Consider the following 26694-nt stretch of genomic DNA (forward strand, 5'->3'; position numbering starts at 1 on the left):
AACTTTGAATATGTGATAAATCTTATCTTGTGTGGCTGATTTGTTATTTTGGCTTATTGATAAATGCTTTGAATTTCTCCAGTGACCATGTATTGACCACAGTGTCTTTTTTCAACCACGCTTTTTGAGCATGGTTAACCCCTGTCTCCATCACTTCTAATCCTTCAATTGCGTGAGCATCTGTATTAATAGCGACTGGCACCCCTTTTTCTTGCGCCATCACTAAATACGGAACCGCCAAATCTAAGCGATACGGGCTGGCATTTAACTCGACAATTTTGCCGTATTCTTTTGCCCAATCTAAAATCTGCTCAACGTCTGGATTATACCCCTCACGCTGTCCTACTATTCTCCCTGTCGGATGCGCAATCATGTGCACATTTGGGTTTTTCATCGCCGTTAAAATGCGGTCCATAATTTGCTCTTGTGGTTGTTGGAAACTCGAATGAATGCTGGCAATGACAAAGTCCAATTTTTGAAGCATATCGTCATCAAAATCTAAAGTTGCATCCGGTAAAATATCCATTTCTGTCCCTGACAACACTTCAATTTCTGAGTATTTCTTGTTTAATTCACGAATTTGGCCATTTTGGTCAGTTAAACGTTCCGGTGTTAGCCCGTTGGCGACTTTTAAGTATTGTGAATGATCGGTAATGACCATGTATTGGTACGATTTCGCTACACAAGCATCAATCATTTCGGTTAATGAATTAGCCCCGTCTGACCATGTTGTGTGCATATGCAGATCACTTACAATATCTTCAATCGTCACCAATTCAGGTAGTTCTTCTAAACGGTCGAGTTCTCGTCCATCTTCACGAACTGATGGCGGAATAAAAGGCTGACCAAAATGAGCGAAAAATTCGGTTTCAGTTGAAAACGTTTGGATGCTGCCGTCTTCTTGCTCGACACCATATTCACTAATTTTTTTGTTTTGCGATTTAGCCAATTGGCGCATCTTCACATTATGATCTTTGGACCCTGTGAAATGATGCAGCGCAGTCACAAATTCTTCCGGTGCAACCAACCGGAAATCCACATCAATCGGCTCTAAAACTTCCACTGTTACAGAAACTTTTGTGTCTCCAGACGCAATGGTTTCTTGAATTGGCAAAGCTGCTAGTAATTGTTCTTTTACTTTTGCAGGTTCAGCTGTTGCAATAATAAAATCGATGTCTTTACTTGTTTCTTTTGTCCGGCGGAAACTGCCAGCAACCGAAAACTCAGTAACTTCCGCAATAGATGTTAAGACGTCTTTGATAAACGCCACGGTTTCTTCTGTTTTCCAAATAGGCTGACGGTCAGGTTTTGTTTCAAACTCATTCAGCTCTTTCAGAATTTTTTCTTCTGATTTCGGACCGAATCCGGGAAGCTTTTGGATTTCTTCATTCAGACATGCAGCTTTTAATGCTTCCATCGAATCAATACCTAATTCTTTATACAGTTTGGCAATTTTCTTTCCACCCAATCCTTGAAGTTTCATCATTGGAATAAGCCCTTTTGGCACTTCTTCTTGAAGCTCTTCTAGAACCGTGGATTTATTGTCGTTGATGAGTTCAAGAATCACGTCACCTGTTCCTTTGCCGATGCCTTTAAGTTTTGTTACATCTTCAATTTCATCCAAGCTACGCTGATCTAACTCTAACGCTTGCGCGGCTTTTCGAAAAGCCGACACTTTAAACGGGTTTTCCCCTTTAAGTTCCATGTATAACGCAATTTTTTCAAGTGTTCTGATGATGATTTTCTTATTCACCAAAAGCCCTCCCCGTTTCGATTAAAAAAACTTCCCTCGTAAGAGAGAAGTTCCTACTACATATAAATATACCACCATTCTTTTACTTTCTCAGAGAAATAAGGTGTATGCTCGAGCATTGCTTGGGCAATTCCGGAATTCTCCAATTGGTTTTGTACCGCATCTATTGGAAGCAGTGCAAACACATAAATGAAAATAAACAACAGTATGTATGCTTCGATAAACCCTAATACTGCACCGAGTACTTTGCTGAAAAAACCAAGTACCGGTAAATACTTTAAGAAATCAAACATGGATGCAAGCAATTGCAACGCAAACTTAACCACAAAGAAAATAACCGCGAATGCTAATAGTTGATAAAATGTTTGGTCTAAGTCCAATTGATCGACTACTAGCGTAAACTGGGAATTTTCATTGATAGCTGGATATGGAATCCATAGAACAAAGTATTCAGATAAAGGTTTATAGTATTTATAAGCCGCGACTAAAGCAATTACAAAGCCAACCATATGAATCAACTGGACAACAAAACCTCTTTTTGCGCCCACGATGATGCCACCGATCAGTAAGACGAGTAAAAGTATATTAAGCATTCACGTCAACCTTTCAGTTTTTTCAATTCATTTTCTAATTGTTCTACTTGCTCTTTCAGTTTAAGATAGTCATGTACCGCATTTGATGCAGTCAAGACGGCAAGCTTCGCCTGATCTAGAGATGGATTCAAGGCATTAATCTCGCGCATTTTGCTATCGACCATCGATGCTACAAGACGCATATGACCAGAAGTTTCGGTTCCAACCATTTTATAGGTGTTGCCATAGATGTCAACGACCGTGTGAATTTTATGTTGCTCTGACAATGCAATATCCCCCTTTGGAATTCTATAACCCATCATACCATGAACACAAGCCGATTGTGAATCAAAGAAAGGTGACTCGCCCATGTCTAATACTGTTCTGAAACTACCGGAGGAAAGTCTCCTCCAAGTGATTGCCCATTACCAGAAAAACAAAATTGCTTCCAAAAATCCATATGCACGATTTAGTGCAAAATTACCAGACACTGTCGTGACCGTTTACACCTCCGGAAAAGTCATGTTTCAAGGAAACGGCGCAGATCGTGAAGCGGCAAAATGGGGAACTGTTCCTGCTTCTGCCAAAGTTGTCTCGACAAAAGGTGATAAATTGCCTGAAGGCTTTGCCAAACAAGCTGTCCTTGGATCTGACGAAACAGGTACGGGTGACTTTTTCGGTCCGATTACTGTTGCAGCCTGCTACGTGCCAGCCGATAAAGTTGCACTCGCATACGAACTTGGCGTTAAAGATTCTAAACAATTAACCGATGACTGGATGCGTAAAGTCGCGCCCAATTTAAAAGAAGCATTCACTCATAGTGTGCTCACTTTAAATAATGACAAATACAATAAAGTTCAAGCTCAAGGCTGGTCACAAGGGAAGATTAAAGCATTGCTTCACAACCAAGCACTCAAGCATGTACTCACTAAAATCGCACCTGAGAAACCGGAAGCTATTCTGATTGACCAATTTGCTGAACGTGCGATTTACTATAAGCACATAAAAGACGAAACGGAAATTGTCCGAGAAAATGTTTTATTCTCTACAAAAGCAGAAGGTCTTCATGTGTCTGTTGCTTGTGCATCGATCATTGCCCGCGTGGCGTTTCTTGATGAAATGGACCGGATGAGTGCAGAAGCTGGCGTTACTTTACCAAAAGGTGCTGGAAAGATTGTAGATGAAACCGCTGCTAAGATTTTATTAAAGCATGGAGAAGTTTATTTGAAAGGGTTAACAAAATTTCATTTTGCTAATACGAAAAAGGCGATTGGATTGGCTAAAAAGCGTCGGTCATAAAAAAATTTTACAAAAAGGATGAATCCAATGGATTCATCCTTTTCATATGATAATCAAACTTATTTTAACTTCTTAGCTCTGCTCCAACTTCTGTTAAGGCTGCTAATACTTTGTCGTGCGCTTTTGTTACTTCTTCATCCGTCAATGTTTTTTCAGGATCAAAGTACGTTAACGAGAAGGCTACTGATTTTTTACCTTCTTCCATTTTGTCGCCTTCGTAAAGATCAAATACGCGAACGTCTTTTAGAAGTTTACCACCAGCGCTACGAATAACATTTTCGATCGTTGCTGCTTCAACAAATTTAGAAAGGACTAAAGCTACGTCTCGTGACATAGATGGATAGCGTGGAACTTGTGTGTAAACTAACGATTCTGTTTCAAGGTTCAACAAAGCCGCTAAATTTAATTCCATAACTACGGTTGTTTTCAAGTCACGCGCTTTTTGTTCAGACGGGTGCAATTGACCAATGACACCAATACGTTGACCACCTAATACGACGAAGGCCGTTCTGCCCGGGTGTAAGTCGTCCATTTGACCGCGCTCGAATGTTAACTCGGCACCAAGTTTCGCGCCAAGACCTTCTACAATGCCTTTAAGCACGAAAAAATCAACTGGTTTTTTCTCCCCTTGCCAGCTATTGTCGAGCCACAGTCCCGTGATTGCCACTGCCAAATGTTCTTGTTCGTTTAATAGTTCGTCATTACCTTTTAGGAAAACCGCTCCCGTTTCATATAACGCTACCGAATCTATTCTTCTCGCAGTATTATAAGTCACCGATTCCAATAAATGCGGCAATAAGCTTTGACGCAAGATACTGCGCTCTTCGCTCATTGGCATTAATAAACGTGTCGTTTCTGTTTTTTCCAAAGCAAATTGTTTTGCCGACTTTTCAGACGTTAACGAATACGTCGTTGCTTGTAACAAACCTGCGCCTTCTAAGAAGTTACGAACAATGCGACGTTTTGCTTGATAAGGTGTCAAGCCACCAGGAGTTGTTTCTGCTTCTGGCAATGTTGCAGGAATTTCATCATATCCGTGCAAGCGCGCTATTTCTTCAATAATGTCTTCTGGAATTTGAATATCTTGACGACGTGTCGGTACAGAAATGACCAATTGACCATTGACGGCTTCAGTCGTGAATTTCAAACGATTTAAAATATCTAACATTTCTTCAAATGCAATTTTCATACCAAGACGGCTGTTAATGAAGTCTGGCGAAACTTTAACGATTTTTTCATCTTTTGACACTTTATCAAATACAACAGAACCAGACAACACTTCGCCACCAGCTAGTTCAGACAATAATTGTGCTGCACGTTCAGCTGCCGGGATGACACGATTTGGATCTACGCCTTTTTCAAAACGTGAACTTGCATCGCTGCGAAGACCGTGATCTTTTGATGTTTGACGAACAGATCCTGACTCGAAATAAGCAGACTCGATAACAACTGTTGTTGTTGCATCACTTACTTCTGAATTTGCGCCCCCCATTACTCCTGCAATCGCGACTGGTTTTTTACCATTTGTAATGACTAATTGATGAGCAGATAATTTGCGCTCCGCGTCATCTAAAGTTGTAATCATTTCGCCTTCTTTAGCGTGCCGAACCGTAATATTGCCTGTTCCCAACAAATCATAGTCAAATGCGTGAAGAGGCTGACCATATTCCATTAATACATAGTTTGTAACGTCAACGACATTATTATGAGGACGCACACCTGCAGCCATTAAACGTTGTTGCAGCCACATTGGCGATTCTTGCACTTTAATGTTACGAATAACTTTAGCAACATATAAAGGATTTGCTTCAGGCGCATCAACCGTTAAGGTCAACATAGATGCTGCTGTGTCTGCCGATTCTTGGTAGCTGATTTCTGGTAATTTAACTTCTTCAGATAAAATTGCTCCGACTTCATATGCAACACCCAACATACTCATCGCATCTGCACGGTTTGGTGTTAACCCAAGTTCAAGAACAGTATCGTCTAAATTGAAGTTCGCAATAACGTCTGATCCTGTTTCTGAGTCTGCTGGCAATACATAAATACCTTCAGCATAAGCTTTCGGTACAAGCTTGCCTTCGATGCCAAGTTCTTGAAGCGAACAAATCATGCCATTCGATTCTTCTCCACGAAGTTTCGCTTTTTTGATTTTCATGCCACCTGGAAGTTTTGCTCCAGGACGTGCCACAATGACTTTTTGGCCTTCTGCAATATTGGGAGCGCCGCAAATAATTTGTGTTGTTTCTTCGCCAACATCTACTTGGCAAATTGATAATTTATCAGCTTCGGGGTGTTTAACACAAGACTCAACATAGCCCACAACGACATTTGTCATGCCGTGTGAACGGTCGATTACTGCATCTACTTCGATACCTGAACGCGTTATTTTTTCACCTAATTCAGCAGGTGGTAATTGTTGTGTATTTACATAGTCTTTCAACCAATTTATGGATACGAGCATGTTTTATTTCCTCCTTAAAGTTCTGTACGTTGGAATTGAGATAAAAAGCGAACATCGTTTGTGTAGAAATGACGGATATCTTCGACGCCATATTTTAACATTGCAATACGTTCTGGACCCATACCAAAAGCAAATCCTGTTAAGCGTTTCGAGTCATAACCGGCCATTTCAAGAACATTTGGATGCACCATTCCTGCGCCCAGAATTTCAATCCAGCCTGTTTTTTTGCAGACGTTACAGCCACTGCCGCCACATTTAAAGCATGAAATATCCATTTCAACAGAAGGCTCTGTAAACGGGAAGAAACTTGGACGAAGACGGATTTCGCGATCATCACCGAACATTTTCTTAGCAAAGACTGAAAGTGTTCCTTTCAAGTCGCTCATGCGGATATCTTCGCCGATAACCAATCCTTCGATTTGTGTGAATTGGTGTGAATGCGTCGCGTCATCACTATCACGACGATACACTTTCCCAGGGCAAATAATTTTAATCGGCTCTCCGCCTTTTGCTTCCATTGTCCGTGCTTGTACAGGAGATGTATGCGTACGCAGTAAAACATCTTCTGTTATATAGAAAGAATCTTGCATATCACGAGCAGGGTGACCTTTTGGCAAGTTTAACGCTTCAAAATTATAATAGTCTTTTTCAACTTCTGGACCTTCTGCCACTTCGTAACCCATTGAAATGAATAAATCTTCAATTTCCTCGACAACTCGCGTTAATGGATGTGAGTTACCTGTTTTAACAGGGCGTCCTGGCAATGTGATATCGATTGTTTCGCTTTGCAATTTCGCATTGATCGCTTCTTCTTCTAACAGGACCATGCGACCTTCTAATTGCGATGTTACTTGTTCACGAACTACATTGACTAAAGCTCCCATTTTTGGACGTTCTTCAGCCGGAAGTTTCCCCATACCTTTTAATAAATCCGTAATCGGTCCTTTTTTCCCTAAATACGCAACACGAACGTCATTTAGTTCTTTAACCGTTGATGCCGAGGCAATTTTTTCAAGCGCCTGTGTTTTCAATTCTTGCAATTGTGCTTCCATTTTTTCTCCTCCTTAGACAGTAAAAAGCCCCGTCCCAGAAAAGGGACGAGGCATTATTCGCGGTACCACCCTAGTTATTGCAAATAGCAATCACTCATTTACATAACGGCTCTTCACCGGCCCATCTTTACAGTATGTCTACTGGTCCCGTTGGGCAGCTCGCGGGGTGAACTTCTGTGGCGTTTACATATCCACACTTCCAGTCAAGGTGCAGAATCTCTGTGATGTAAGGGCGCAACGTACTTTTCCCGTTCTTCGCTTATACTTATTTACCTCTTCATTATACGAAAGTTCTTTAGTTTTATCAAACTTAGTTTTTTGGAACTAAGCTATACAATAAAATTCCTGTAGCGACAGCTACATTTAACGATTCCGCGCTACCATATAGAGGCACCATCAAGTTTTGGTCTGTTTGTTGCAAGAGAACCGGATCAACGCCACTGCCTTCATTGCCAACGATTAATGCAAATTGTTCGAGTGTTTTTGCCTCATGAACAGGTGTCGAGTTTTGAAGCGCTGTTCCGAAAATAGGAATGCCGCTCGCTTTTGTTTGCTCAGTCCATTTCATCAATTCACCTTTAACAACAGGAATTTGGAAATGGGACCCCTGTGCGGAACGAACAGTCTTCGGATTGAACGGATCTGCGCAACCTTTGCCAAGAATAACGGCGTCAATGCCGCTCGCTGAAGCTGTACGAATCATTGTTCCGATATTGCCTGGATCTTGAACCGCATCAATCATTAGTAGCTTTGTCCATAACTTTTGTTCGTCTTCAGTAAACTCGGGTTGTGCACAATGTGCGAAAATTCCTTGCGTATGCTCGGTTTCCGAAATTTCCTTTGCCACAGCAGCAGTTACTGAATAATGAGGTACACCTTCAATATCCCAGCCTTGTGGAATATCTACGCCTTCGCGCACAATAAGTGATTTCACAAGATCTTTTTTACGAAGTGCTTCTTCTGTTAAATGAAAGCCTTCTACTAAGAATTCCGCAAATTTATCGCGCTCTTTCCGAGTAGTACTAAGCTTTTTCCAATGCTTAACGAGTGAGTTTTGACTTGATTCGATTCTTTTCATGTTATGTTCACGCCTTTATTTCAGAATAGCTCAAGTATAGCACAGCTTAGATTTTATCCGTGAAAAAATCAAATCCGAGTGCTGTCAAAAGACCAAAGACAAGCGTCCACGCAGCAATGCTAATCGTCAGCCAAACTGTCGTGTTCTTTTTTGTCGCACCAAGTGTCATACCGATGAACGCGGCAATATGCGTACCGATTAAAATAGGGCCGAGCAATGCGAGACCTGGCAAACCATATCGGTTCCATATTCTTTTAGCACGATCACTTTTTTTCGACGCTGCTTTGCCTTTTGCTTCTTGACGTTTCGTGTACCAGATCTTGAAACGATCGAAACCGATAATCAATGCCAGCACTGTTACCATGTTGCCGATAAATGCCAGAATCATTACCCAAAAAGGTGACAGGCCCCAAACGATGCCGAGCGGAATAACTACAGCGATTTCAAACCAAGGAATTGCGGCTCCTAAAAAGACGAGGAAATATTCATATATCATTCATCTTCCTCCTTAAAATGTGTACGGATTTCCACATAATAAATTACGTATTGAATTAACGCGATTAGTAAAATCACAAAAACGGTGTAAATGCGTGAGAAAGGTGAAAACATTGCAAATACTGCCAGTAGCGGCAAACTCCAAGACATAAATGTGTATACTTTTTGAGATGCTTTTCGTGTAATATGTGTCATCCCTTCATCTTGCTCTAAATATTCAGGAGGACGGATAGGAAAAATCGAAATTTTTTCTGCTGGGTTCTTTTTGTTGTGACGTTTTAATTGTGCGTAAAAAACAATCATCATCAGGCAGTATAAAATGACCGATCCAATAGCGAATACTACACCAATTGGTCCGAGTTCGACCAAAATACTTTGTTCTGTTTCCGTATTGACAATATGAGTCGTCGGCGAGCTTACTCCAAATAAGAACATTCCCAACACCACAATAAACCCCATCATCCACAACGGATATTGCTTGCGAAAATCATTTTTCATGGTCGTCGTCCTCCTCTAACCAAAATAAGTCGTTGACGTTTGTTTGCAGCGCTTTTGCTAGTTTTAGCGATAGTGTGATCGAAGGTGAAAATTCCCCTTTTTCAATAAAAGCAATGGTTTGGCGTGTGACATCTACTTGTTTGCCGAGATCGCTTTGTGTGAAGCCATACCGAGCCCTGAGTTCTTTTACACGATTTTTGAGCATCTGCTTTATCCTTCCCTCTCTTATGTTCGGTTTATATAACATAATGTATACTATACTTAACATTAAGTCAATAATTATGTACATTGTTATTTGAAATTTCTTTGATTGGTTGATATTTTTCGTTGTTTGCGGGATGAGCGAGTTTGTTTGTGAGATAGACTACGTTGTTTGCGCAATCTATCGAGTTGTTTGCAGGAAACGATCGTTTATTTGCGCAAATCGACACTTTGTTTGCAAAACGCAAAAAAACTTCTCACCTAAGTGAAAAGCTAGTCTTTGTTCTTTAAGTGATAAGTTCGGTTGCGTAATGCTCCAGCCGTTTCCAAATTGAAAGTTGCTAACAAGCGCGACGCTACGTACGGGGACTCCAGATTGCAAAATTGCCTTAATTGCTTATTACTCAATTGTGTATGAACGACTGAAAAGTATTCTTGAACCGTAGTTTCAAATGCGAGTGGATCTACCGATTGGCACAACTCGCATATCCAGCCACACCGAGATTTTCGAATCATCTGATGTTTTTTGCAAGTAACACAAAAAATTCCGGTCTTTAGTTCGGTAGAAGCTATAGTATACAACTGGCATAAAGGAAGTCGTTTATAAGGAGTTTGATGTTTTTGAAGAAGTTTATCGATTTTTGATAAATTGGGTCGGGTTTTCGTCTCGGGGAAAGAGTAGAGTATATTGAATATATAATCGATCAATTGATAAGTTTTGCAAATAGCGCTATTTTGTGGCTTTGTAATAAATTCACAATGTTTAGAAGTAAAAACGACAATTCCTTTGATCGGCAAATGAATATTATGCAGTTTAAAAAATTTTGTTAAAAAGCGAATATTTTTGTTTAATTGAATCGTGGGATCTTCCATTACCGTTCGTGCGCCTTCTGAATCCGTACGGGCAAACTCTCCTGTTTGATGATCGAAATAAAGTTGACCGCTATTGTTTTTCGACTCAATAATAATCGCCCCACGTTCTGTCAACAATAATCCGTCTATTTGGATTTTCCAATCGCCAAGTGACAAGCAAACATTCTGCATAAAACGGTAATTTTCTTCTGGACTAAATTCCACTAGTTTTCGTGCTAGTCTGTCTTCTCCTCGTTTTCCTGCAGCACTTCGGTACAATTCAACTTGAAGAAATTGGCGTTGTGGATGATGTTCAGGCAACCGGTATAACAGTCTTTCGAGCGATTCTATTTGTGACAGTAAAACGAGTTCTTTTTTATGCATAGAGCACCTCCTATCAGAATAAATAGAGTATAGCATTCTTTTGAAAACCTGAAAATCTCTAATAATGGATGCTTTTCGCATGCGAAAAGCGAAAAATCTTTGGTTATTTGCGGGATATAGTCATTTGTTTGCGGGATACACAAAGTTGTTTGCGCTAGCTTGATGTTTGTTTGCGGCAACGGAGCCTTTATTTGCGCAAAGTACCACTTTGTTTGCTAAACAAAAAATCCCTCGCCGAGGCGAAGGATTTTCCGATTTTATTCGAAAGTAATACGTGCGACTGTGTCTTTGTCTAGCTTTTTGATGACTTCGATGATTAATTTTACTGCATTTTCGTAATCGTCTCTATGCAGTATTCCTGCATGCGAATGAATATAGCGTGTAGCTACACCGATTGCGAGTGCAGGAACACCGTTCGCTGTTAAGTGAATCGATCCAGCATCTGTTCCCCCGCCTGCAATCGTTTCAAATTGATACGGAATGCCCGCTTCTTCTGCTGTGTCGACCACGAGTTCGCGTAAGCCGCGATGCGATACCATAGAAGCATCGAAAAGCAATAATTGCGGGCCATCACCCATTTTACTGTTCGATTCTTTGCTTGTAATTCCTGGCGTATCTCCAGCGATCCCTACATCAACTGCAAAACCGATATCTGGTTGAATTTTAGCGGTTGCTGTTTTTGCCCCGCGCAAGCCGATTTCTTCTTGAACTGTTCCCACTCCGTATACTATATTCGGATGGTCAACGCCTTTAAGTCCTTTTAACACGTCGATCGCAATGGCACAACCGATGCGGTTATCCCAAGCTTTTGCCATCAACAGTTTGTCGTTGTTCATCACTGTGAATTCGAAATATGGTGTTACCATATCTCCTGGCGTAATGCCCCATTCTTTTACTTCTTCACGTGAAGATGCACCGATATCAATAAACATGTCTTTAATTTCAACAGGTTTTTTGCGTGCTTCGGGAGTTAGAATATGCGGTGGTTTAGAACCAATTACACCCGTAATTTCGTTACCTTTACGCGTAGTAATGGTAACGCGTTGCGCTAGCATGACTTGTGACCACCAGCCGCCTACCGGTTGAAATTTTAAAAAGCCTTTTTCATCTACTTGCGTAATCATAAAGCCAACTTCATCTAAATGACCTGCTACCATAATTTTGGGTCCATCAGCTAATCCCTCTTTTTTGGCGATTAAACTTCCAAGACCGTCTGTTTCAATCGAATCGGCAAATGGTTCTATGTATTTCTTCATAACTTCTCGTGACTGGCGTTCATTTCCTGGAATGCCATTAGCATCAGTCAACTCTTTTAACATCAATTGTGTTTCGTCTAATTTCGTCATTATTTCGACCTCCTAAATAATCCTTTGCTTGTTTATTATAAAGGAATTTCTACCAATTATCAAAACATTCGTTTATTAATAGCCGTCGTGTTGGCGATCGTAATTGGTTTTGTTTTTTTGCATATAGGCTTCAAGGACATCTTCATAGTTAAACTCGAGTGCGCGCGCCAATCCCCCGTAACAACTCCATACTTCCATGTAATTAGACATCGAGTAATTTTCAAGAAATTCTTGAATGGCTTTTTGCGTACGAAGAAATAGTTCCGTCAATTCTTTTTCAGCTATGGGATCTGGCCAGTTTTCTAATGTATTCAAGTTTTTTTCAATGCCGAGCGACAGCAAGAAATGGATAGAATCTACGTACTCTTCTAAAATAACAGATCGTTCTGATGCGCCTTTTGTGCTCCAAAATTTAAAACAGCGTGTTTCATTGGCAAGTTCCGCCAGTTCTACTAATAAAGCCAAACCTTTCTTACGAAACACATCTTCATTGATATTTTGATTTGATTGGATAAAGCGATCGAGTTCTTCTTGCATTTTGAACAATTCTTGCAATTTCATACAAATCTCCCCTTTATTCTATTAAATCGTGAAACCATATTACTTTCAACTCGTATACTAATTAGTAGAAATATGTAAAACAGGAGGTAATTCAAATGGCTTTTTTTATACGCCTCATTGTATTGGCATTAATCATCTATTTATTTTATCGATTGATCCGTTATATCGTGGATCCAAAAAGGAAATTGGATGCCGCTCTTGAAGCAGGAAATTATTATTTTTTAGATGATGTAAAAAATGTACAAAAAAACTTCTTCATCGCACTTCGAGGTGTAATGTTCGAAGGTGAAAAATACTTAGGAACAACTGAACAATCTTTTGAGGTCGTTTCAATTTTTGTATGGGTTGCAGACCCTGATCAATTGCAGGGATTTACAAAAGAAGATTTCCATTTTCTTGAAAAGGAAATCTTGATGAATTATCCAGAAGCGCACATTAGCTGGAAAAATCCAATTGAGCGTTTAATGAAACAAGAAGAAAAAAATATTTAGTTTGGTAAGAAGTTTTGATAACTCCAAATCAAAATTGCACCATCAAGTAGGGCTAATACTAAAAAGCCAATACGGAAATTGGTGTGTTTTGTTTTATGGCGAAAAGTCATCATGCCAAGATACGCACCAATTCCACCGCCGAAAATGGCGACTGTCCATAAGTTTTTTTCTGGGATTCGTTGACCATGGTTTTGCGCCTGGTGTTTGTCGATCTTCATCATCACAAAAGCCATCACAGTCAAAATTGCCATATACACAAAGATAATTAAAAACATCGGATTTTCCTCCATAAGAAAAGACTGACGAAAAATCGTCAGTCTTTTTTATTGTTGCGTTAAATGTCTGTGCATTGCAGCTTTCTAGTTGTGTGATGTCTATGGACTGCAATGAACAGGCACTTTCGCTTTTATTATCTAGCTGCAATGACCTGCTCCTCGGGGCATAAGCTGCCCTTCCTACGCGGCTAAAGCCACTAGGGAAGTTCATCTTATGCCTATCGGGGCAAAACGGTCATTTCCGCTTTTAATTACTATCTAGCTGCAATGCCTAGACCCTCTGGACTTAAGTCAGCCCACCTGTGCGACAAAAACGCCGCTTTGGTGGTCCGCCTTAAGCCTGTGGGGTCTGAACAGGCACTTTCGCTTTTAATTACTTAGTTACTGCTTTTTTCGCTTGGTCAACCAATGCTGTGAATGCAGCTGCATCAGTTACAGCGATTTCAGCTAGCATTTTGCGGTTGATGTCGATGCCTGCAACTTTTAATCCGTGCATTAAACGGCTGTATGAAATTTCGTTCATACGAGCTGCTGCGTTGATACGTGTGATCCAAAGTCTACGGAAATCACGTTTTTTGTTACGACGGTCACGGTAAGCATAGTTACCTGACTTCATTACCTGTTGGTTTGCTACTTTGAAAAGGATGTGCTTTGCACCATAATAACCTTTTGCTAATTTAATGACCTTTTTACGACGCTGGCGCGTCACTGTTCCACCTTTTACGCGTGGCATATCACATTACCTCCTGCTGAATATAAAAAATTCGATTTTTTGTTGCATGTCTAGACTCAAGCACCCAGATTCTCGGGGTCATAAGTCAAAGTGGCTGTGCGGCAAAAAGCGCCGCTTCACCTCTTCGCCTTATGCCCATCGAATCTATACGGGCGCTTTAGCTTTTATTATTTCATGTTATAGATTAATGATTTGATGCGTTTCAAGTCGCCTGAAGAAACAAGTTTCCCTTTGCGAAGTTTACGCTTTTGTTTTGTTGATTTGTTTGCAAATAAGTGGCTAGTGTGTGAGCTGTGGCGTCTTACTTTACCAGTACCCGTTTTTTTGAAACGTTTTGATGCACCGCTATGGCTTTTCATTTTCGGCATTTCGAATTCCTCCTAAACAATGATCTCTTATTCTTTTTCGTTAACTGGTGCAAGCATCAAGAACATGCTGCGACCATCCATTTTAGGGCGCTGCTCAACTGTTGCAACTTCTTTGCACGCTTCTGCGAAACGTTCAAGTACACGTTGTCCAATTTCTTTGTGCGTAATCGCACGGCCTTTAAAACGAATAGAAGCTTTCACTTTGTCGCCTTTTTCAAGGAACTTGATCGCATTGCGAAGTTTCGTGTTGAAATCGTGATCGTCAATTGAAGGGCTTAAGCGTACTTCTTTGACGACAATCACTTTCTGATTTTTACGGATTTCACGATCTTTCTTTTGCTGCTCAAACTTGAATTTACCATGGTCCATGATCCGAGCAACCGGCGGCTTAGCTTGAGGAGCCACAAGAACAAGATCCAAGTTGACACGAGCTGCAATTTCAAGTGCTTCGATACGTGTTTTGATGCCAAGTTGTTCACCGTTTTGATCAATAACTCGCAACTCACGTGCACGAATACCGTCATTTACATTAATGTCTTTGCTAATAGTAATCCACCTCCGGATAGTGTCGCGAATAGCTTAAATGTGTGAACCGGCCGAACCGGTTTACAGGGTTCCGATCAAAACAAAAGCGGGTGAACCACAGAGGTTCACCCGCAAATATGACAACACGCGTCTTTCTGCGTGTAAAAGTCAATCGTGTATACCTGCCAACAATCGGTCGATCAGGTGAGAAGCGGGTGCTCCTGCTTGCACATATAAGTATTCTATAACCTTATTTATAATATCATGTGTACCAATCACTGTCAAGCTGATTAACGAAGTTCGCTTTGAACCAGTTTCACAAAGTCTTCAAACGGCATACTTTCTGATTTCTGTTCGCCGTATTTACGAACATTTACAGAACCATCTTCTAACTCTTTGTCACCTAGAACTAGCATGTATGGTACTTTTTGCATTTGTGCTTCACGAATCTTATAGCCTAACTTCTCATCGCGCTCATCAATATCTACGCGAATTTTGTGAGACTGCAGTTTTTCTTGAAGTTCTTTTGTATAAGCACTATGCGCGTCAAGCGATACTGGGATTAGCTCTACTTGTACTGGTGCTAACCATGTAGGGAATGCACCTTTATATTCTTCGATCAAGAATGCGACAAAACGTTCCATTGTTGAAACGACTCCGCGGTGAATAACGACTGGACGATGTTGTTTACCATCTTCGCCGATATACGACAAGTCAAAACGTTCTGGTAGTAGGAAGTCTAATTGAACAGTTGACAAAGTTTCTTCTTTGCCAAGAGCTGTCTTCACTTGAACATCTACTTTCGGTCCGTAAAACGCCGCTTCGCCTTCTACTTCAATATAGTCAACGTCCAACTCATCCATCGCTTCTTTTAACATCGCCTGTGCACGATTCCACATAGCATCGTCATCAAAGTACTTTTCTTTGTCTTCTGGATCGCGGTAAGACAAGCGGAACGAATAATCATTGATATTAAAATCTTTATACACTTCAACAATCAAATTAACAACGCGTTTAAACTCTTCTTTAATTTGGTCTGGACGAACAAATAAATGAGCATCGTTTAACGTCATTCCGCGAACGCGTTGAAGTCCTGACAATGCACCTGACATTTCATAACGGTGCATCAAACCAAGTTCAGCAATACGAACCGGCATTTGACGATACGAATGAATGCCTTGTTTGAAAATCATCATATGATGCGGGCAGTTCATTGGACGCAATACCAATTCTTCGTTGTCCATTTTCATCACGGGGAACATGTCGTCTTGGTAATGATCCCAATGTCCACTTGTTTTATACAATTCCACACTCCCCATTACTGGAGTATAGACGTGATCGTAGCCTAGACGTTCTTCTTTATCTACAATATAACGTTCAATAATACGGCGAATTGTCGCGCCTTTTGGAAGCCACATAGGCAAGCCTTGGCCAACTTTTTGCGAGTTCATGAATAAATTCAATTCTTTTCCGATTTTACGGTGATCGCGTTCTTTTGCTTCTTCTAACATTTCAAGATGCGCTTTTAAATCTTCTTTTTTGAAAAAGGCAGTTCCATAAATGCGTTGAAGCATTTTGTTGTCACTGTTTCCTCTCCAATAAGCACCGGCCACACTTAGTAATTTAAATTCTTTTAATTTACCAGTTGATGGTACGTGAACACCGCGGCAAAGATCGAAAAAGTCGCCTTGTTCATAAATCGATACTTGATCGCCTTCAGGAATCGCTTCAAGAAGTTCTAATTTATAAGGATCTTCGATTGCTGCAAAACGCTCTTGCGCTTCTGCACGTGACACGTCATGACGAATGATTTCAACATTTTCATTGATGATTTTTTTCATTTCTTTTTCAATCAATGGCAAGTCTTCTGAAGTAATCGCTGATTCTGTGTCGATATCATAATAAAAACCATTTTCAATAACTGGACCAATGCCAAGTTTTGCATCTGGGTACATGCGCTTAATTGCTTGAGCTAGTAAATGCGCACTGCTGTGACGCAAAACTTCTAACGCTTCATCTGATTCAGGTGTTACGATGGCGATTTCGCCATCTTCCGTTAACGGCGTACGTAAATCGACTAGTTTGTCGCCTACTTTACCAGCTAATGCTTTTTTACGTAATCCTGGACTGATTGATTGTGCAATCTCTTCAGTTGTTACACCTTGTTCAAATTCTTTTACTGCTCCGTCAGGGAATGTTAGTTGAATCATGTCTGCCATGCCAATCTCTCCTTTTAATTATATCTAGTGAAATGTCTATACCACAGGGTCTGGTAGACATTTCTTTATTCTTGTCTAGCTTCAATGGCCTGCTCCTCGGGTCATAAACTGTCCTTCCTGTGCGGCAAAAACGCCGCTTCGGAAGTCCATCTTATGCCTGTCGGAGCAAAACGGCCATTTCCACTTTTCTTGTCTGGCTTCAGCGGCTAGAACCTCGGGGTCTTAAGTCGCCCTTCCTGTGCGGCCAAAACATGCCGCTTCGTCAGCTCGCCTTAAGCCCGTCGGTTCTGAACAGCCGCTTCCGCTTTTCTTTTTTTCCACAGAAAAAAGCCCCATCCCAAAAGGGACGAAGCTTTAGCTCGTGGTTCCACCCTTCTTCACTTCAATATAGATAAATCTATATTGAAAGAAGCTCTGCATCGGCTAACGGACCGGTACCGTCAGCTGCTAGTTAGAAAACTGTTCACAGCTGCTGCTCAAAGGGGGTAAACGGAAAAACGATTCTTAAGAAGCTCACAGCCAAGGCTTCTCTCTCTGAAAGTCGTATATGTCCGCTCATGTCCTTGTCAAGGCATGTAAAATCTTGGTTTGATTGTTACTACTATAAACCGAATTGTTTCAAAAGGCAATAGTTCTACTGTTAATTTCGTCGGTTACGACCATCTAGTTTCACTGGCGTTGTTAGTGCACGAATACGTTCCATAATGCGTGCTGCTTTTAAATCTTCTTTTTCGCCGCGCTGCGAATATGTCAAATGATATTCAAGTTCCGAATAACTAAAATTAGAAGACATGAATGTCGGCAGTTTTTCTGACATGCGGTAATGGAGAATAGTGCCCAGCACTTCATCACGTGTCCAACTCGACATCGCTTCGGCTCCAATATCGTCTAACATTAAGACATCTGCCTTCTTCACGTAGTCAACTTTTTCTTGCAAGGTTTGATCACCAATTGCTTGTTTCATTTCACGCATAAATTCCGGCACAAAAACAAGAACAGATTTGACATTAATCTCAGCTAGCTCATTGGCCACTGCACTCAATAAATACGATTTCCCGATTCCGAATTGTCCATACAGGTACAATCCTTTTTCAGGCAAATTGTCACGTCCTGTAGCTTGATCGAGGAAATCCCCAACAGCTCGGAACGCTGCCATACGGCTGTCGTCCAAATCAAAACCAGAAAGTGTTGCTTGCATCACTTCTTTTGGCATATACATGCTGTGAATTAACGAAGAAGCATGACGTTTGTTATCATGTGCTTCTTTTAAACGGCATTTTGTATATGAAATACCTATCGTTCCACGCTCTAACACTAAGTTTGGTTCAAAGCCTTTTAGATGATTGATACAGGCATCTAAGCTCGGACACTTATTGCAGTCGTGGGATTGATCGATATACTCATACAATTTCCCGAGCCCGCGATCGATTGTCGGGGCATCGATTTCATCAGAGTTATTTTCAAGAAATTTTTGGACGCCAGGATGTGCTAGTACTTCTTTACGCATTTCACTATAACGCTCAGAAAAAGCAGGCGCATTGACCACACGTTTTAATGTTTCGCGAATCGGTTCCATTTAACCACCTTTTCCTTTCTTCAGCGCCAGTTTCGCTAGGAGCTTTTGTTTCTCCACTTCTAAACTTTCGTTTTTCGGTTCACCTTTAGGAGCGGGTGTTTGATCTTTTTTATGGAACCATTCCGGCAGTTTTTCTTCACGCACCGGCTTGCGGTTTCCATTGCCCGTAAACGGCTTTGCTACAGTCGTAGGAGAACCTTCTGATTTCCACTTCATGTATTGAGTGTGTTCGACACGCGCAATTTCCATCGCCTCTTTTGCCGTTGTCACGTTTTTCCGTAACCAATGCGAAGCAATCTTTTCTACATACGCTTTTGTTAGTTTCATATCGGTGCGCAATAACACATACTGTAGTAACACATTGACGACCGCCGGCTTCATGCCATGCGTAATCACCAATTGATTGGCTAACTCAACATCCGCAGGCAAAGGTTCACTACCGTTCGCAATATCTCGCAACACTTGAATCGGTGGAGCCGTTTCCAAATAAACGAGTAATTCGTCTTGTTTTGTTTTTGGTGTCTCTACTGCGTCATCTTGCTTTTCAGCTGTCTTATGCACTTGAACAAGCTGCGGCGCTGTCGTAGAGACTGTTAGTTTATAATACTCAGATGCTGATTTTTTCAAACCTTCTACTGTTAATTTATAATCGTCTTCAATGGCTAGTAAAATGACTTTTTGCATTTCTAGCGGTCCCCAACTATATAAATAAGAAAGTTTCGTAATAAAATCTTTAATGGTAGCGGTTAATACTTTTTTGGGCACTAACTGCTCGGATAAGCCTTGTCTAAGTAGATCGAAATCAAATTCAGAATCAGCTTCATAATTGCCCTTTTTTCGTTCTTGTAAATCTTTTTTAACGGACGGATATCCCGCTTTAGCATGCACTGGTTGAAAAATATCTGTGAATGTACGGGATACTTCTTCGTAATCCGTCGGAATTTCCGTGTATACTAAAAAGCGATTTCGTACTCTTCTATAGGAAGATTCTCCGATTTTACTGAATAAAAACATCGATAATAAAGGATCCATAAAAAAAGTTTTCGGATCGAGCGGCGGACACAACTCATAAATAAAAGAGCGGTCGCCTTCGTTACTACTATATGTTTTCAATAATCCGATGGCTTCAAGCTGAATTCTTGCATCGAAAATTTTGGCAATCGGGTTTCCTAATGTGTTCATTAATGTATAATGAGTCGTTTCTTCTCGCGATGCTTCGCCTTCAGCCCACAAAGTCAAATACAATGCTATTGCCTCCGCACCAATCATCGGTTGATACAATAGCGTCAAGAGCTGCCGATCATAATTCGAGAATGGATAAGGCAACCGAATACGATATGGATCAGCAGGCTGCAACTCTTTATAATAAGCAGTCATAAGTTACCACCTCAATCGATTTTCTTGCCTTCTGGTCCTTTGTTTAATAAATCCTTTAGTTCGTCGATAAAAACGGTAATGTCTTTAAATTGACGATACACCGAAGCAAAGCGTACATACGCAACTTCGTCGATGGTTGCTAATCGGTTCATAACCAATTCCCCAACTTCTTCAGACTTCACTTCCGGATTGCCTTCTCTTCGAAGGTCTTTTTCAATGGTAAATACGACTTCCTCCAGCACTTCTAATGATACCGGCCGCTTTTCACACGCGCGAATTAATCCGCGTAGAACTTTCTCACGGCTGAATTCTTCACGCGAGCCATCTTTTTTGACGACAATCAGTGGCATCTCTTCCACTTTTTCAAAAGTGGTAAAGCGATATCCGCAAGCTTCGCATTCTCTTCTTCTTCTGATTGATTTCATTTCGTCTATTGGCCTGGAATCGACAACGCGTGTGCCGTTATGTTGGCAAGCTGGACATTTCATTTTGACATCTCCCTAACTTCTCTATCTAGTGTATATAGTATAACAAAAAATCGTTAGAAAAATAGAAAAAGCAGAGGATTTTATCCTCTGCTTACGTGTTTTTGTTAAATGGATTATACAGTTACTGAAACTTTGGATTTTTCAACACTTACTGGACCCATACCGCGTGGTATTTCTACAAGCTCGCGTGATGTTGAACCTAGTGCTTCTGCGATATATTCCGCTGCAATAGTCGGATCAAGATCGCCGCAAGTGTAAACATCTACACTCGCATAGCCGTGTTCTGGAAAACTGTGGATTGTTAAGTGAGATTCTGAGATAATCACAACTCCGCTAACACCTTGTGGTGCGAATTTATGAAAAGCTACCTCTCTTACTTCAGCTCCAGCTTTGAGTGCTGCATCAACAAAAGTTTGTTCGATAAAATCCATATCGTTTAATTTGTCAAAATCACACTGCCAAAGTTCTGCAATTACGTGACGTCCCATTGTTTCCATGGTTCGTTTTCCCCCTTTGATATCATTTTGGTTTTTGCGCAAAATATTCAAAGTTGACTACCACGGGGGAAAGTTAGTCCAAAGAGATCCTAACCCTTTAAGCAGTCATGTGAATAAAAAATCTTACGCTCCTAATTCCTAGTTACTTTGATGGAAAGTCAGAAGTGGTAGTCGTTTTTTAACTACGATTCATAGTATAAAACGTATTTATTGTAAATGCAATAAATAAATCTTATTATCTCTGAATCCCCCCAAAAAAACCCATAAAAAAAACCCTATTTCTCCCTTGAAATATGGAGAAATAGGGTAATTATATTATTTTGATACGAGAATCATGGCATTCGCTACTTTTTTAGTTAAATCGATGACACGTGCAGAATAACCCCATTCATTATCGTACCAAGCCAACACTTTTACTTTGCGCTCACCAATTACCATTGTCGATAATCCATCAACTATTGCTGAATTTGAATTGCTGTTAAAATCAACAGAAACTAATGGTTCCATTGTGAACTCTAAAATTCCTGCTAAGTCATTTTCTGAAGCTTCTTCAAAAGCGCGATTTACCTCTTCAATTGTAACCGCTGTCTCTAAGTCGACAACTAAATCAACTAACGATACATTCGGCGTTGGCACTCTCAATGCCATACCGTGGAGTTTCCCTTGCAATTCTGGTAATACCAATGATAGCGCTTTCGCAGCACCCGTAGAAGTAGGGATGATCGATTGAGCACAAGCACGAGCACGACGAAGATCTTTGTGCGGATTGTCCAAGTTTTGCTGATCGTTTGTATACGAATGGATTGTTGTCATCAAGCCGTTTTCAATACCGAATTTGTCATTCAACACTTTTACGACTGGCGCTAAACAGTTTGTTGTACAACTTGCATTTGAGATGACATCATGTTGTTCAATATCTAATTTGTCATCGTTAACGCCCATAACAATTGTAATGTCTTCTTGTTTACCTGGTGCGGTTAAAATAACTTTTTTAGCTCCTGCTTCTAAATGTAGAGCCGCTTTTTCACGAGAATTGAACTTTCCAGTCGCTTCAATAACGATGTCAATGCCCATTTCTTTCCATGGAAGATTCAAAGGATCGCGTTCACTAACCAATTGAACTCGTTTCCCGTTAACAATTAATGCATCTTCTTCTGAAGATACGTCACCGGAGAAGGTGCCGTGATTTGTGTCATACTTAATCAAATGCGCAAGGGTCTCAGCTGGATGTGAGGCATTGACTGCTGTAATTGTGACGTCATCCATCATTATCGCCTGTCTGAAAACCATACGGCCAATACGGCCAAACCCGTTAATTGCAATAGAAACTGTCATGTAGGAATCCTCCGTTTGTAATTAAGTTATACTTATGTTTTTAATTTCTAATATAGTATAACACAATTGCTTATTTAGAGAACCTTAAAAAGCATATCTTTTATTCTTTTTCAGAAACAGCTTGCCAATTTACTAAAATCCGACTTAATTGTTGTTTCGTTTCTTCAAGAGTCCCATTGTTGTAAATAACCGCATCTGCTCCATCTTCTTTCACAGACATTGGTAACTGAGAATTAATGCGTACTCGTGCTTCTTTTTCCGTAAAGCCATTTCTTTCCACTAGTCGTTTATATTGATTTTCTTCAGTAACGCTAACGACTAAAATTTTATCTACTATATATTGCAGCCGACTTTCGAATAATAATGGGATGTCCATAATGATGGTTTTAAATCCTTGCTCAAGCAACTCATAGCGCTGCTTGAGCATTTCTTGTCGAATTGCTGGATGAATAATATTATTTAAGGTTTTACGACTTACCGGATCATTAAAAATGATTTCCCCTACTTTTGCGCGATTCATGGTGCCATCCGAACTAATAACTTCAGGTCCAAACGCTTGCCTAATTTGCTCAAGCGTTTCAGAACCTGGTTCTACAACTAGCCTTGCCACCAAATCGGCATCAATAATCGGATAACCTTGGTTTTTTAACATTTCGGATACTGTACTTTTTCCACTGGCAATACTGCCTGTCAATCCAATAATCATTGTTGGTCCTCATTTCTGACATGTCGGGCAATACACGGAAGCCCGACCGCCAATTTTCAAGGTCTTGGTCTCTGTGCCACAATCTGCACATTGTTTTTTTCCGTACATACCAAAACGATTTTGCATGCTACCTGATTCACCGTTAATATCACGGTAATCTGAAATTGTACTGCCACCTGCTCTAATGCTTTCTTGCAAAATGGCAACTATCGATTCGAAAAGTTCTACTTTTCGCTTCCGGCTAATGCGACTAGCTGCACGTTTCGGGTGAATCTTCATTTTAAACAGGGCTTCTGTTGCGTATATATTGCCACAGCCAGAAATAATTTGTCCGTCCATAATAATTTCCTTGATCGCCTTATTTTTGTATTTCGGACTTTCAGCCAGTGCAAGAAAATGCTCAAGTGCACCTTCGTGAAAGGGTTCTGGAGCCATCAACAATAAAGGCGGAAAATCTCCTTCTTGTTGCAATACGCGCATTTCTCCGAAACGACGAATATCTGAAAACGCTAACAAATTGCCGTCGCTTAATGTGAACACAATATGGACATGGCGTCGAAACTTATCTTCAGGAATCGACTGGAGCTGGTCGACATAAAACCAAGCTCCGGACATCCCTAAATGATTAACTAACAAAAATTCATTGTCTTTTCGCAATGTGAAATAGATATATTTGCTGCGACGTTCGACTTGAACGATTTGTGCTCCGGTTAATCTTTCGATAAAACCGTCAGCTTCTATTCGCTTAATAATGGCTTCCTTACCATTTTCTTTTGATAAGCGGATGACGTCCGACACCGCTACTGCCTCAATTTTTTTGCCAATCGAAACGGGGCGGATTTGCCGAACAACTCCTTCGACTTCTGGAAGTTCAGGCATATCAATGCCCTCCTATCATTTAGTATCGTACCAAGTTGAACCGTGAGCGATATCCACTTTTAAGGGAACATTCAACTTCACTGCATTTTCCATAACTTGTGGTACTAATTTCATCAATTGATCTAACTCTTCAGGTGGCGCTTCAAAAATCAACTCATCGTGAACTTGTAAAAGCATGCGAGCTTGCAATCCTTCACGCTCTAACGCTGCATCCATATCAATCATGGCTTTTTTGATAATATCTGCCGCACTGCCTTGAATTGGTGTATTCATCGCCGTGCGTTCTGCAAAGCTTCTTAAATTAAAGTTTGAACTTGTGATGTCTGGTAAATAACGGCGACGATTCATCAAAGTTGTAACAAAGCCGTCTCGCTTGGCATCAGACACAATGTTCGTCATATAACTTTTGACGCCTGGGAAGCTAGTAAAATAACGCTCAATAAAATCAGCCGCTTCTTTACGCGGAATATTTAAATTTTGAGACAAGCCATAATCACTAATCCCATAAACAATTCCGAAGTTAACCGCTTTAGCCGCTCGGCGCATGTCACTCGTTACTTCTTCTTCAGCTACGTGGAAAACATCGCTCGCTGTTGTCGTGTGAATATCACGGTCGTCTTTAAAAGCTTGTACTAATCGTTCATCTTCAGACATATCGGCGAGCACACGCAATTCAATTTGAGAATAATCTGCCGCTACCATGACCCAACCCGGCTCTGACGGCACGAAAGCTTTACGAATTTTGCGTCCTTCTTCAAGACGAACTGGAATGTTTTGCAAGTTAGGGTTGATTGAACTTAATCGTCCAGTTGTCGTGAGTGCTTGTTGGAAACGCGTATGAATTTTTCCATCTTCATGAATTTCTTTTAATAAACCTTCAATATAAGTAGACAATAGTTTTCCTAATTGGCGATACATCAAAATATGAGAAATAATTTCGTGTTGACCTTCTAATTTTTCTAGAACATCCGCTGCTGTCGAATAGCCGGTTTTTATTTTCTTTAAAGGCGGCAATCCCAGTTTTTCAAATAAAATAACACCTAACTGTTTTGGAGAATTAATATTAAATTCTTGCCCCGCTAGTCCATGAATATCTGACTCGATTTTCTCTAGTTTATGAGACAACTCTTTGCCCATGTCGACTAATTGCTCGCGGTTTACCATTACACCAAGAGATTCCATTTGCCCTAAAACTGTGGCGAGTGGTAATTCTAATTTATCATACAAATCAAATTGCTCGTTTTCTTCGAGTTTTTCCATAATGAGTGGACGAACTTTCCAAATGGTGCGGGCTTTTCTAGCAATATGCTCATGTAAAATAGCGTCTTCTGGAACTTTCTTTTTAGCTCCTTTGCCGTAAACTTGTTCATTCGTCGAAACGTCGTTATGACCATATTCTTGAACAATGCTCGCCATATCGGTATACGTTAAAGATGGATTGACGATATAAGCTCCTAACATTAAATCGAAATCCACGCCTTTTAGTTCAATACCAAAGCGTAAAAATGCTGCCGTTGCTGCTTTAGAATCTGCCATGAATTTTTTCTTTGATGGATCTTTAAACCATGCACGAAAATCTTCTGACTGCTCAACAACGTCCATCGGAATAACGTAAGTATCCGTTTCAGTCGCGAGTGAAACCCCCAGCAAATCACAACTATGATAATGATCATCGTAAAGTTCAAGATGAACTGCCATTTCATCTTTTAATATAGATGAATCGATTGTTGTCAGTAATTCAAATTTCAACTCTTCTTTTACCGTTTCTTCTGCTGTGTATTCCATTTTTTCTAGTAAAGATTTAAACGCTAGTTCTTTCCATACTTTAACCAACTCGTCTTGGTCCGGTCCGGAATAGCTCAATTCATCGATTTGAATTTCAATCGGTGCTTGTCGTTCAATTGTTGCTAATTGCTTGCTAATATAAGCAAGGTCTTCATTGGCAATTAGTTTTTCCTTCATCTTTCCTTTTTGTTGCTCGATAGCTTCATATACACCTTCGACTGAACCGTGAGCCGCCAATAATTTCAGCGCTGTCTTCTCTCCAACACCTGGTACACCTGGAATATTATCCGAAGCATCGCCCATAAGACCTTTCATATCGATAATTTGAAGAGGCGTTAAACCATACTTTTCTTTAATATGCTCTACTGTATATTTTTCGATATCCGTTATGCCTTTTCGCGTAATGTAAACCGTCGTTGTGGGTGAAGCCAATTGCGTTAAATCTTTATCTCCAGAAATAACGATAACTTCGTCACCTTTTCGCTCAGCTTCTAAACTTAAAGTGCCAATAATGTCGTCTGCTTCGTAGTTTTCCAATTCGTAGCGTTTGATCCCATAAGCATCGATCAATTTGCGAAGGTAAGGAAATTGCTCCGATAACTCAGGCGGAGTTTTTTGTCTTCCACCTTTGTATTCACTAAACGTTTTATGGCGGAATGTCGTTTTTCCCGCATCAAAAGCCACAATCATATGTGTAGGTTGTTCTTCATCGAGTATTTTTTGAAGCATCATGGTAAATCCGTATACAGCATTCGTATGAATGCCATTTTCATTGGTTAATAGCGGTAAAGCGAAAAATGCGCGATACGCCAAACTATTCCCATCTAATAAAAGTATTTTCTTTGCCACAAAAATTACCCCTTCCATAAAAAAGCCGTCATTCCC

General features: G+C 40.5%; 27 protein-coding genes and 2 other annotated features. Of the genes, 2 read left to right on the top strand and 25 right to left on the bottom strand.

What is annotated here, in order from left to right; genetic code table 11:
* Positions 1-43: 43 nt before the first annotated feature.
* The 3 genes from polX to zapA are packed head-to-tail and all read right to left on the bottom strand — an operon-like array spanning position 44 to position 2612.
* Positions 44-1753, bottom strand: coding sequence for a DNA polymerase/3'-5' exonuclease PolX (gene polX / locus MLE13_RS16030; protein ID WP_240750731.1), 1710 nt, complete (start codon positions 1751-1753; stop codon positions 44-46).
* Between the two features lie 56 nt (positions 1754-1809).
* Positions 1810-2346, bottom strand: a complete 537-nt coding sequence (locus tag MLE13_RS16035; protein WP_040850398.1) for a CvpA family protein — start codon at positions 2344-2346, stop codon at positions 1810-1812.
* A 5-nt stretch (positions 2347-2351) separates the two neighbouring features.
* The gene (zapA, locus tag MLE13_RS16040; protein ID WP_008432279.1) at positions 2352-2612 is read right to left on the bottom strand and encodes a cell division protein ZapA; all 261 of its coding nucleotides are present in this window, start codon (positions 2610-2612) and stop codon (positions 2352-2354) included.
* Between the two features lie 82 nt (positions 2613-2694).
* Between zapA and rnhC the strand changes: the two genes are divergently transcribed.
* Entirely contained in the window at positions 2695-3624 is a 930-nt protein-coding gene (rnhC, locus tag MLE13_RS16045; RefSeq protein WP_240750733.1) for a ribonuclease HIII, read from the top strand.
* A 64-nt stretch (positions 3625-3688) separates the two neighbouring features.
* On the opposite strand, the gene pheT is transcribed toward rnhC, so the two are convergent.
* From pheT to MLE13_RS16090, 9 genes are all read right to left on the bottom strand, one after another.
* Positions 3689-6088: a phenylalanine--tRNA ligase subunit beta gene (gene pheT / locus MLE13_RS16050; RefSeq protein WP_240750734.1), complete on the bottom strand. Its 2400-nt coding sequence runs from the start codon at positions 6086-6088 to the stop codon at positions 3689-3691.
* Positions 6089-6102: 14 nt separating this feature from the next.
* Positions 6103-7140, bottom strand: a complete 1038-nt coding sequence (pheS, locus tag MLE13_RS16055; RefSeq protein ID WP_240750735.1) for a phenylalanine--tRNA ligase subunit alpha — start codon at positions 7138-7140, stop codon at positions 6103-6105.
* Between the two features lie 38 nt (positions 7141-7178).
* Positions 7179-7405, bottom strand: a binding site (T-box leader).
* Positions 7406-7450: 45 nt separating this feature from the next.
* On the bottom strand, positions 7451-8218 hold the full coding sequence (locus MLE13_RS16060) for a TrmH family RNA methyltransferase (protein ID WP_240750737.1): 768 nt from the start codon (positions 8216-8218) through the stop codon (positions 7451-7453).
* A gap of 46 nt (positions 8219-8264) precedes the next feature.
* A complete protein-coding gene (locus MLE13_RS16065; protein WP_240750738.1) occupies positions 8265-8714 on the bottom strand; it encodes a small multi-drug export protein in 450 nt (149 codons plus the stop codon).
* A complete protein-coding gene (locus MLE13_RS16070) occupies positions 8711-9211 on the bottom strand; it encodes a hypothetical protein (protein WP_240750739.1) in 501 nt (166 codons plus the stop codon). The genes MLE13_RS16065 and MLE13_RS16070 overlap by 4 nt, the downstream gene beginning before the upstream one ends.
* The gene (locus MLE13_RS16075) at positions 9201-9416 is read right to left on the bottom strand and encodes a helix-turn-helix transcriptional regulator (protein WP_240750740.1); all 216 of its coding nucleotides are present in this window, start codon (positions 9414-9416) and stop codon (positions 9201-9203) included. The genes MLE13_RS16070 and MLE13_RS16075 overlap by 11 nt, the downstream gene beginning before the upstream one ends.
* 269 nt (positions 9417-9685) lie before the next feature.
* Entirely contained in the window at positions 9686-10648 is a 963-nt protein-coding gene (locus MLE13_RS16080; RefSeq protein ID WP_240750741.1) for a nuclease-related domain-containing protein, read from the bottom strand.
* Positions 10649-10905: 257 nt separating this feature from the next.
* The gene (locus tag MLE13_RS16085; RefSeq protein ID WP_240750742.1) at positions 10906-11994 is read right to left on the bottom strand and encodes a M42 family metallopeptidase; all 1089 of its coding nucleotides are present in this window, start codon (positions 11992-11994) and stop codon (positions 10906-10908) included.
* Positions 11995-12069: 75 nt separating this feature from the next.
* Positions 12070-12555: a dUTP diphosphatase gene (locus MLE13_RS16090; protein ID WP_240750743.1), complete on the bottom strand. Its 486-nt coding sequence runs from the start codon at positions 12553-12555 to the stop codon at positions 12070-12072.
* A 95-nt stretch (positions 12556-12650) separates the two neighbouring features.
* Between MLE13_RS16090 and MLE13_RS16095 the strand changes: the two genes are divergently transcribed.
* Complete coding sequence (locus MLE13_RS16095; RefSeq protein WP_240750745.1) at positions 12651-13046, top strand: sigma-w pathway protein ysdB; 396 nt, start codon at positions 12651-12653, stop codon at positions 13044-13046.
* On the opposite strand, the gene MLE13_RS16100 is transcribed toward MLE13_RS16095, so the two are convergent.
* The 13 genes from MLE13_RS16100 to polA all read right to left on the bottom strand — a co-directional run bounded on the left by MLE13_RS16100 (position 13043) and on the right by polA (position 26676).
* Positions 13043-13321, bottom strand: a complete 279-nt coding sequence (locus MLE13_RS16100) for a DUF1294 domain-containing protein (protein WP_240750747.1) — start codon at positions 13319-13321, stop codon at positions 13043-13045. The two genes, MLE13_RS16095 and MLE13_RS16100, sit on opposite strands and share 4 nt — an antisense overlap.
* 373 nt (positions 13322-13694) lie before the next feature.
* Positions 13695-14054 carry a 50S ribosomal protein L20 gene (gene rplT, locus MLE13_RS16105; RefSeq protein WP_008496473.1) on the bottom strand — a complete coding sequence of 120 codons (360 nt, stop codon included), beginning with the start codon at positions 14052-14054 and terminating at the stop codon, positions 13695-13697.
* A gap of 167 nt (positions 14055-14221) precedes the next feature.
* Complete coding sequence (rpmI, locus tag MLE13_RS16110) at positions 14222-14422, bottom strand: 50S ribosomal protein L35 (RefSeq protein ID WP_008432253.1); 201 nt, start codon at positions 14420-14422, stop codon at positions 14222-14224.
* Between the two features lie 27 nt (positions 14423-14449).
* The gene (gene infC, locus MLE13_RS16115; protein ID WP_039863440.1) at positions 14450-14956 is read right to left on the bottom strand and encodes a translation initiation factor IF-3; all 507 of its coding nucleotides are present in this window, start codon (positions 14954-14956) and stop codon (positions 14450-14452) included.
* Between the two features lie 83 nt (positions 14957-15039).
* Positions 15040-15180, bottom strand: a sequence feature (ribosomal protein L20 leader region).
* A gap of 57 nt (positions 15181-15237) precedes the next feature.
* Positions 15238-17166: a threonine--tRNA ligase gene (gene thrS, locus MLE13_RS16120; RefSeq protein ID WP_240750749.1), complete on the bottom strand. Its 1929-nt coding sequence runs from the start codon at positions 17164-17166 to the stop codon at positions 15238-15240.
* A 640-nt stretch (positions 17167-17806) separates the two neighbouring features.
* Complete coding sequence (gene dnaI, locus MLE13_RS16125; RefSeq protein WP_240750752.1) at positions 17807-18742, bottom strand: primosomal protein DnaI; 936 nt, start codon at positions 18740-18742, stop codon at positions 17807-17809.
* Positions 18743-20119, bottom strand: a complete 1377-nt coding sequence (locus tag MLE13_RS16130; protein ID WP_240750755.1) for a replication initiation and membrane attachment family protein — start codon at positions 20117-20119, stop codon at positions 18743-18745.
* Between the two features lie 11 nt (positions 20120-20130).
* On the bottom strand, positions 20131-20607 hold the full coding sequence (gene nrdR / locus MLE13_RS16135; RefSeq protein WP_008432247.1) for a transcriptional regulator NrdR: 477 nt from the start codon (positions 20605-20607) through the stop codon (positions 20131-20133).
* Positions 20608-20720: 113 nt separating this feature from the next.
* Entirely contained in the window at positions 20721-21104 is a 384-nt protein-coding gene (speD, locus tag MLE13_RS16140; RefSeq protein WP_240750757.1) for an adenosylmethionine decarboxylase, read from the bottom strand.
* 315 nt (positions 21105-21419) lie between these two features.
* Entirely contained in the window at positions 21420-22439 is a 1020-nt protein-coding gene (locus MLE13_RS16145; RefSeq protein WP_240750758.1) for a glyceraldehyde-3-phosphate dehydrogenase, read from the bottom strand.
* Positions 22440-22539: 100 nt separating this feature from the next.
* Entirely contained in the window at positions 22540-23145 is a 606-nt protein-coding gene (gene coaE, locus MLE13_RS16150) for a dephospho-CoA kinase (protein ID WP_240750759.1), read from the bottom strand.
* A 9-nt stretch (positions 23146-23154) separates the two neighbouring features.
* Positions 23155-24024, bottom strand: coding sequence for a bifunctional DNA-formamidopyrimidine glycosylase/DNA-(apurinic or apyrimidinic site) lyase (mutM, locus tag MLE13_RS16155; protein ID WP_240750760.1), 870 nt, complete (start codon positions 24022-24024; stop codon positions 23155-23157).
* A 15-nt stretch (positions 24025-24039) separates the two neighbouring features.
* On the bottom strand, positions 24040-26676 hold the full coding sequence (gene polA, locus MLE13_RS16160; protein ID WP_240750762.1) for a DNA polymerase I: 2637 nt from the start codon (positions 26674-26676) through the stop codon (positions 24040-24042).
* Positions 26677-26694: the final 18 nt, after the last annotated feature.

Source organism: Planococcus halocryophilus (assembly GCF_022489025.1).
Lineage (GTDB): Bacteria > Bacillota > Bacilli > Bacillales_A > Planococcaceae > Planococcus > Planococcus halocryophilus_A.

Bases quoted from the DNA above. Each gene is read 5' to 3' on its own strand.
- MLE13_RS16085 (WP_240750742.1), bottom strand. From the start codon at position 11,994: ATGACGAAATTAGACGAAACACAATTGATGTTAAAAGAGTTGACTGAT.
- pheT (WP_240750734.1), bottom strand. From the start codon at position 6,088: ATGCTCGTATCCATAAATTGGTTGAAAGACTATGTAAATACACAACAA.
- MLE13_RS16075 (WP_240750740.1), bottom strand. From the start codon at position 9,416: ATGCTCAAAAATCGTGTAAAAGAACTCAGGGCTCGGTATGGCTTCACA.
- MLE13_RS16035 (WP_040850398.1), bottom strand. From the start codon at position 2,346: ATGCTTAATATACTTTTACTCGTCTTACTGATCGGTGGCATCATCGTG.
- pheS (WP_240750735.1), bottom strand. From the start codon at position 7,140: ATGGAAGCACAATTGCAAGAATTGAAAACACAGGCGCTTGAAAAAATT.
- rplT (WP_008496473.1), bottom strand. From the start codon at position 14,054: ATGCCACGCGTAAAAGGTGGAACAGTGACGCGCCAGCGTCGTAAAAAG.
- rpmI (WP_008432253.1), bottom strand. From the start codon at position 14,422: ATGCCGAAAATGAAAAGCCATAGCGGTGCATCAAAACGTTTCAAAAAA.
- polA (WP_240750762.1), bottom strand. From the start codon at position 26,676: ATGGAAGGGGTAATTTTTGTGGCAAAGAAAATACTTTTATTAGATGGG.
- thrS (WP_240750749.1), bottom strand. From the start codon at position 17,166: ATGGCAGACATGATTCAACTAACATTCCCTGACGGAGCAGTAAAAGAA.
- MLE13_RS16070 (WP_240750739.1), bottom strand. From the start codon at position 9,211: ATGAAAAATGATTTTCGCAAGCAATATCCGTTGTGGATGATGGGGTTT.
- MLE13_RS16065 (WP_240750738.1), bottom strand. From the start codon at position 8,714: ATGATATATGAATATTTCCTCGTCTTTTTAGGAGCCGCAATTCCTTGG.
- rnhC (WP_240750733.1), top strand. From the start codon at position 2,695: ATGTCTAATACTGTTCTGAAACTACCGGAGGAAAGTCTCCTCCAAGTG.
- MLE13_RS16080 (WP_240750741.1), bottom strand. From the start codon at position 10,648: ATGCATAAAAAAGAACTCGTTTTACTGTCACAAATAGAATCGCTCGAA.
- speD (WP_240750757.1), bottom strand. From the start codon at position 21,104: ATGGAAACAATGGGACGTCACGTAATTGCAGAACTTTGGCAGTGTGAT.
- mutM (WP_240750760.1), bottom strand. From the start codon at position 24,024: ATGCCTGAACTTCCAGAAGTCGAAGGAGTTGTTCGGCAAATCCGCCCC.
- nrdR (WP_008432247.1), bottom strand. From the start codon at position 20,607: ATGAAATGTCCAGCTTGCCAACATAACGGCACACGCGTTGTCGATTCC.
- dnaI (WP_240750752.1), bottom strand. From the start codon at position 18,742: ATGGAACCGATTCGCGAAACATTAAAACGTGTGGTCAATGCGCCTGCT.
- MLE13_RS16060 (WP_240750737.1), bottom strand. From the start codon at position 8,218: ATGAAAAGAATCGAATCAAGTCAAAACTCACTCGTTAAGCATTGGAAA.
- coaE (WP_240750759.1), bottom strand. From the start codon at position 23,145: ATGATTATTGGATTGACAGGCAGTATTGCCAGTGGAAAAAGTACAGTA.
- MLE13_RS16130 (WP_240750755.1), bottom strand. From the start codon at position 20,119: ATGACTGCTTATTATAAAGAGTTGCAGCCTGCTGATCCATATCGTATT.
- MLE13_RS16100 (WP_240750747.1), bottom strand. From the start codon at position 13,321: ATGTTTTTAATTATCTTTGTGTATATGGCAATTTTGACTGTGATGGCT.
- MLE13_RS16145 (WP_240750758.1), bottom strand. From the start codon at position 22,439: ATGACAGTTTCTATTGCAATTAACGGGTTTGGCCGTATTGGCCGTATG.
- MLE13_RS16095 (WP_240750745.1), top strand. From the start codon at position 12,651: ATGGCTTTTTTTATACGCCTCATTGTATTGGCATTAATCATCTATTTA.
- MLE13_RS16090 (WP_240750743.1), bottom strand. From the start codon at position 12,555: ATGAAATTGCAAGAATTGTTCAAAATGCAAGAAGAACTCGATCGCTTT.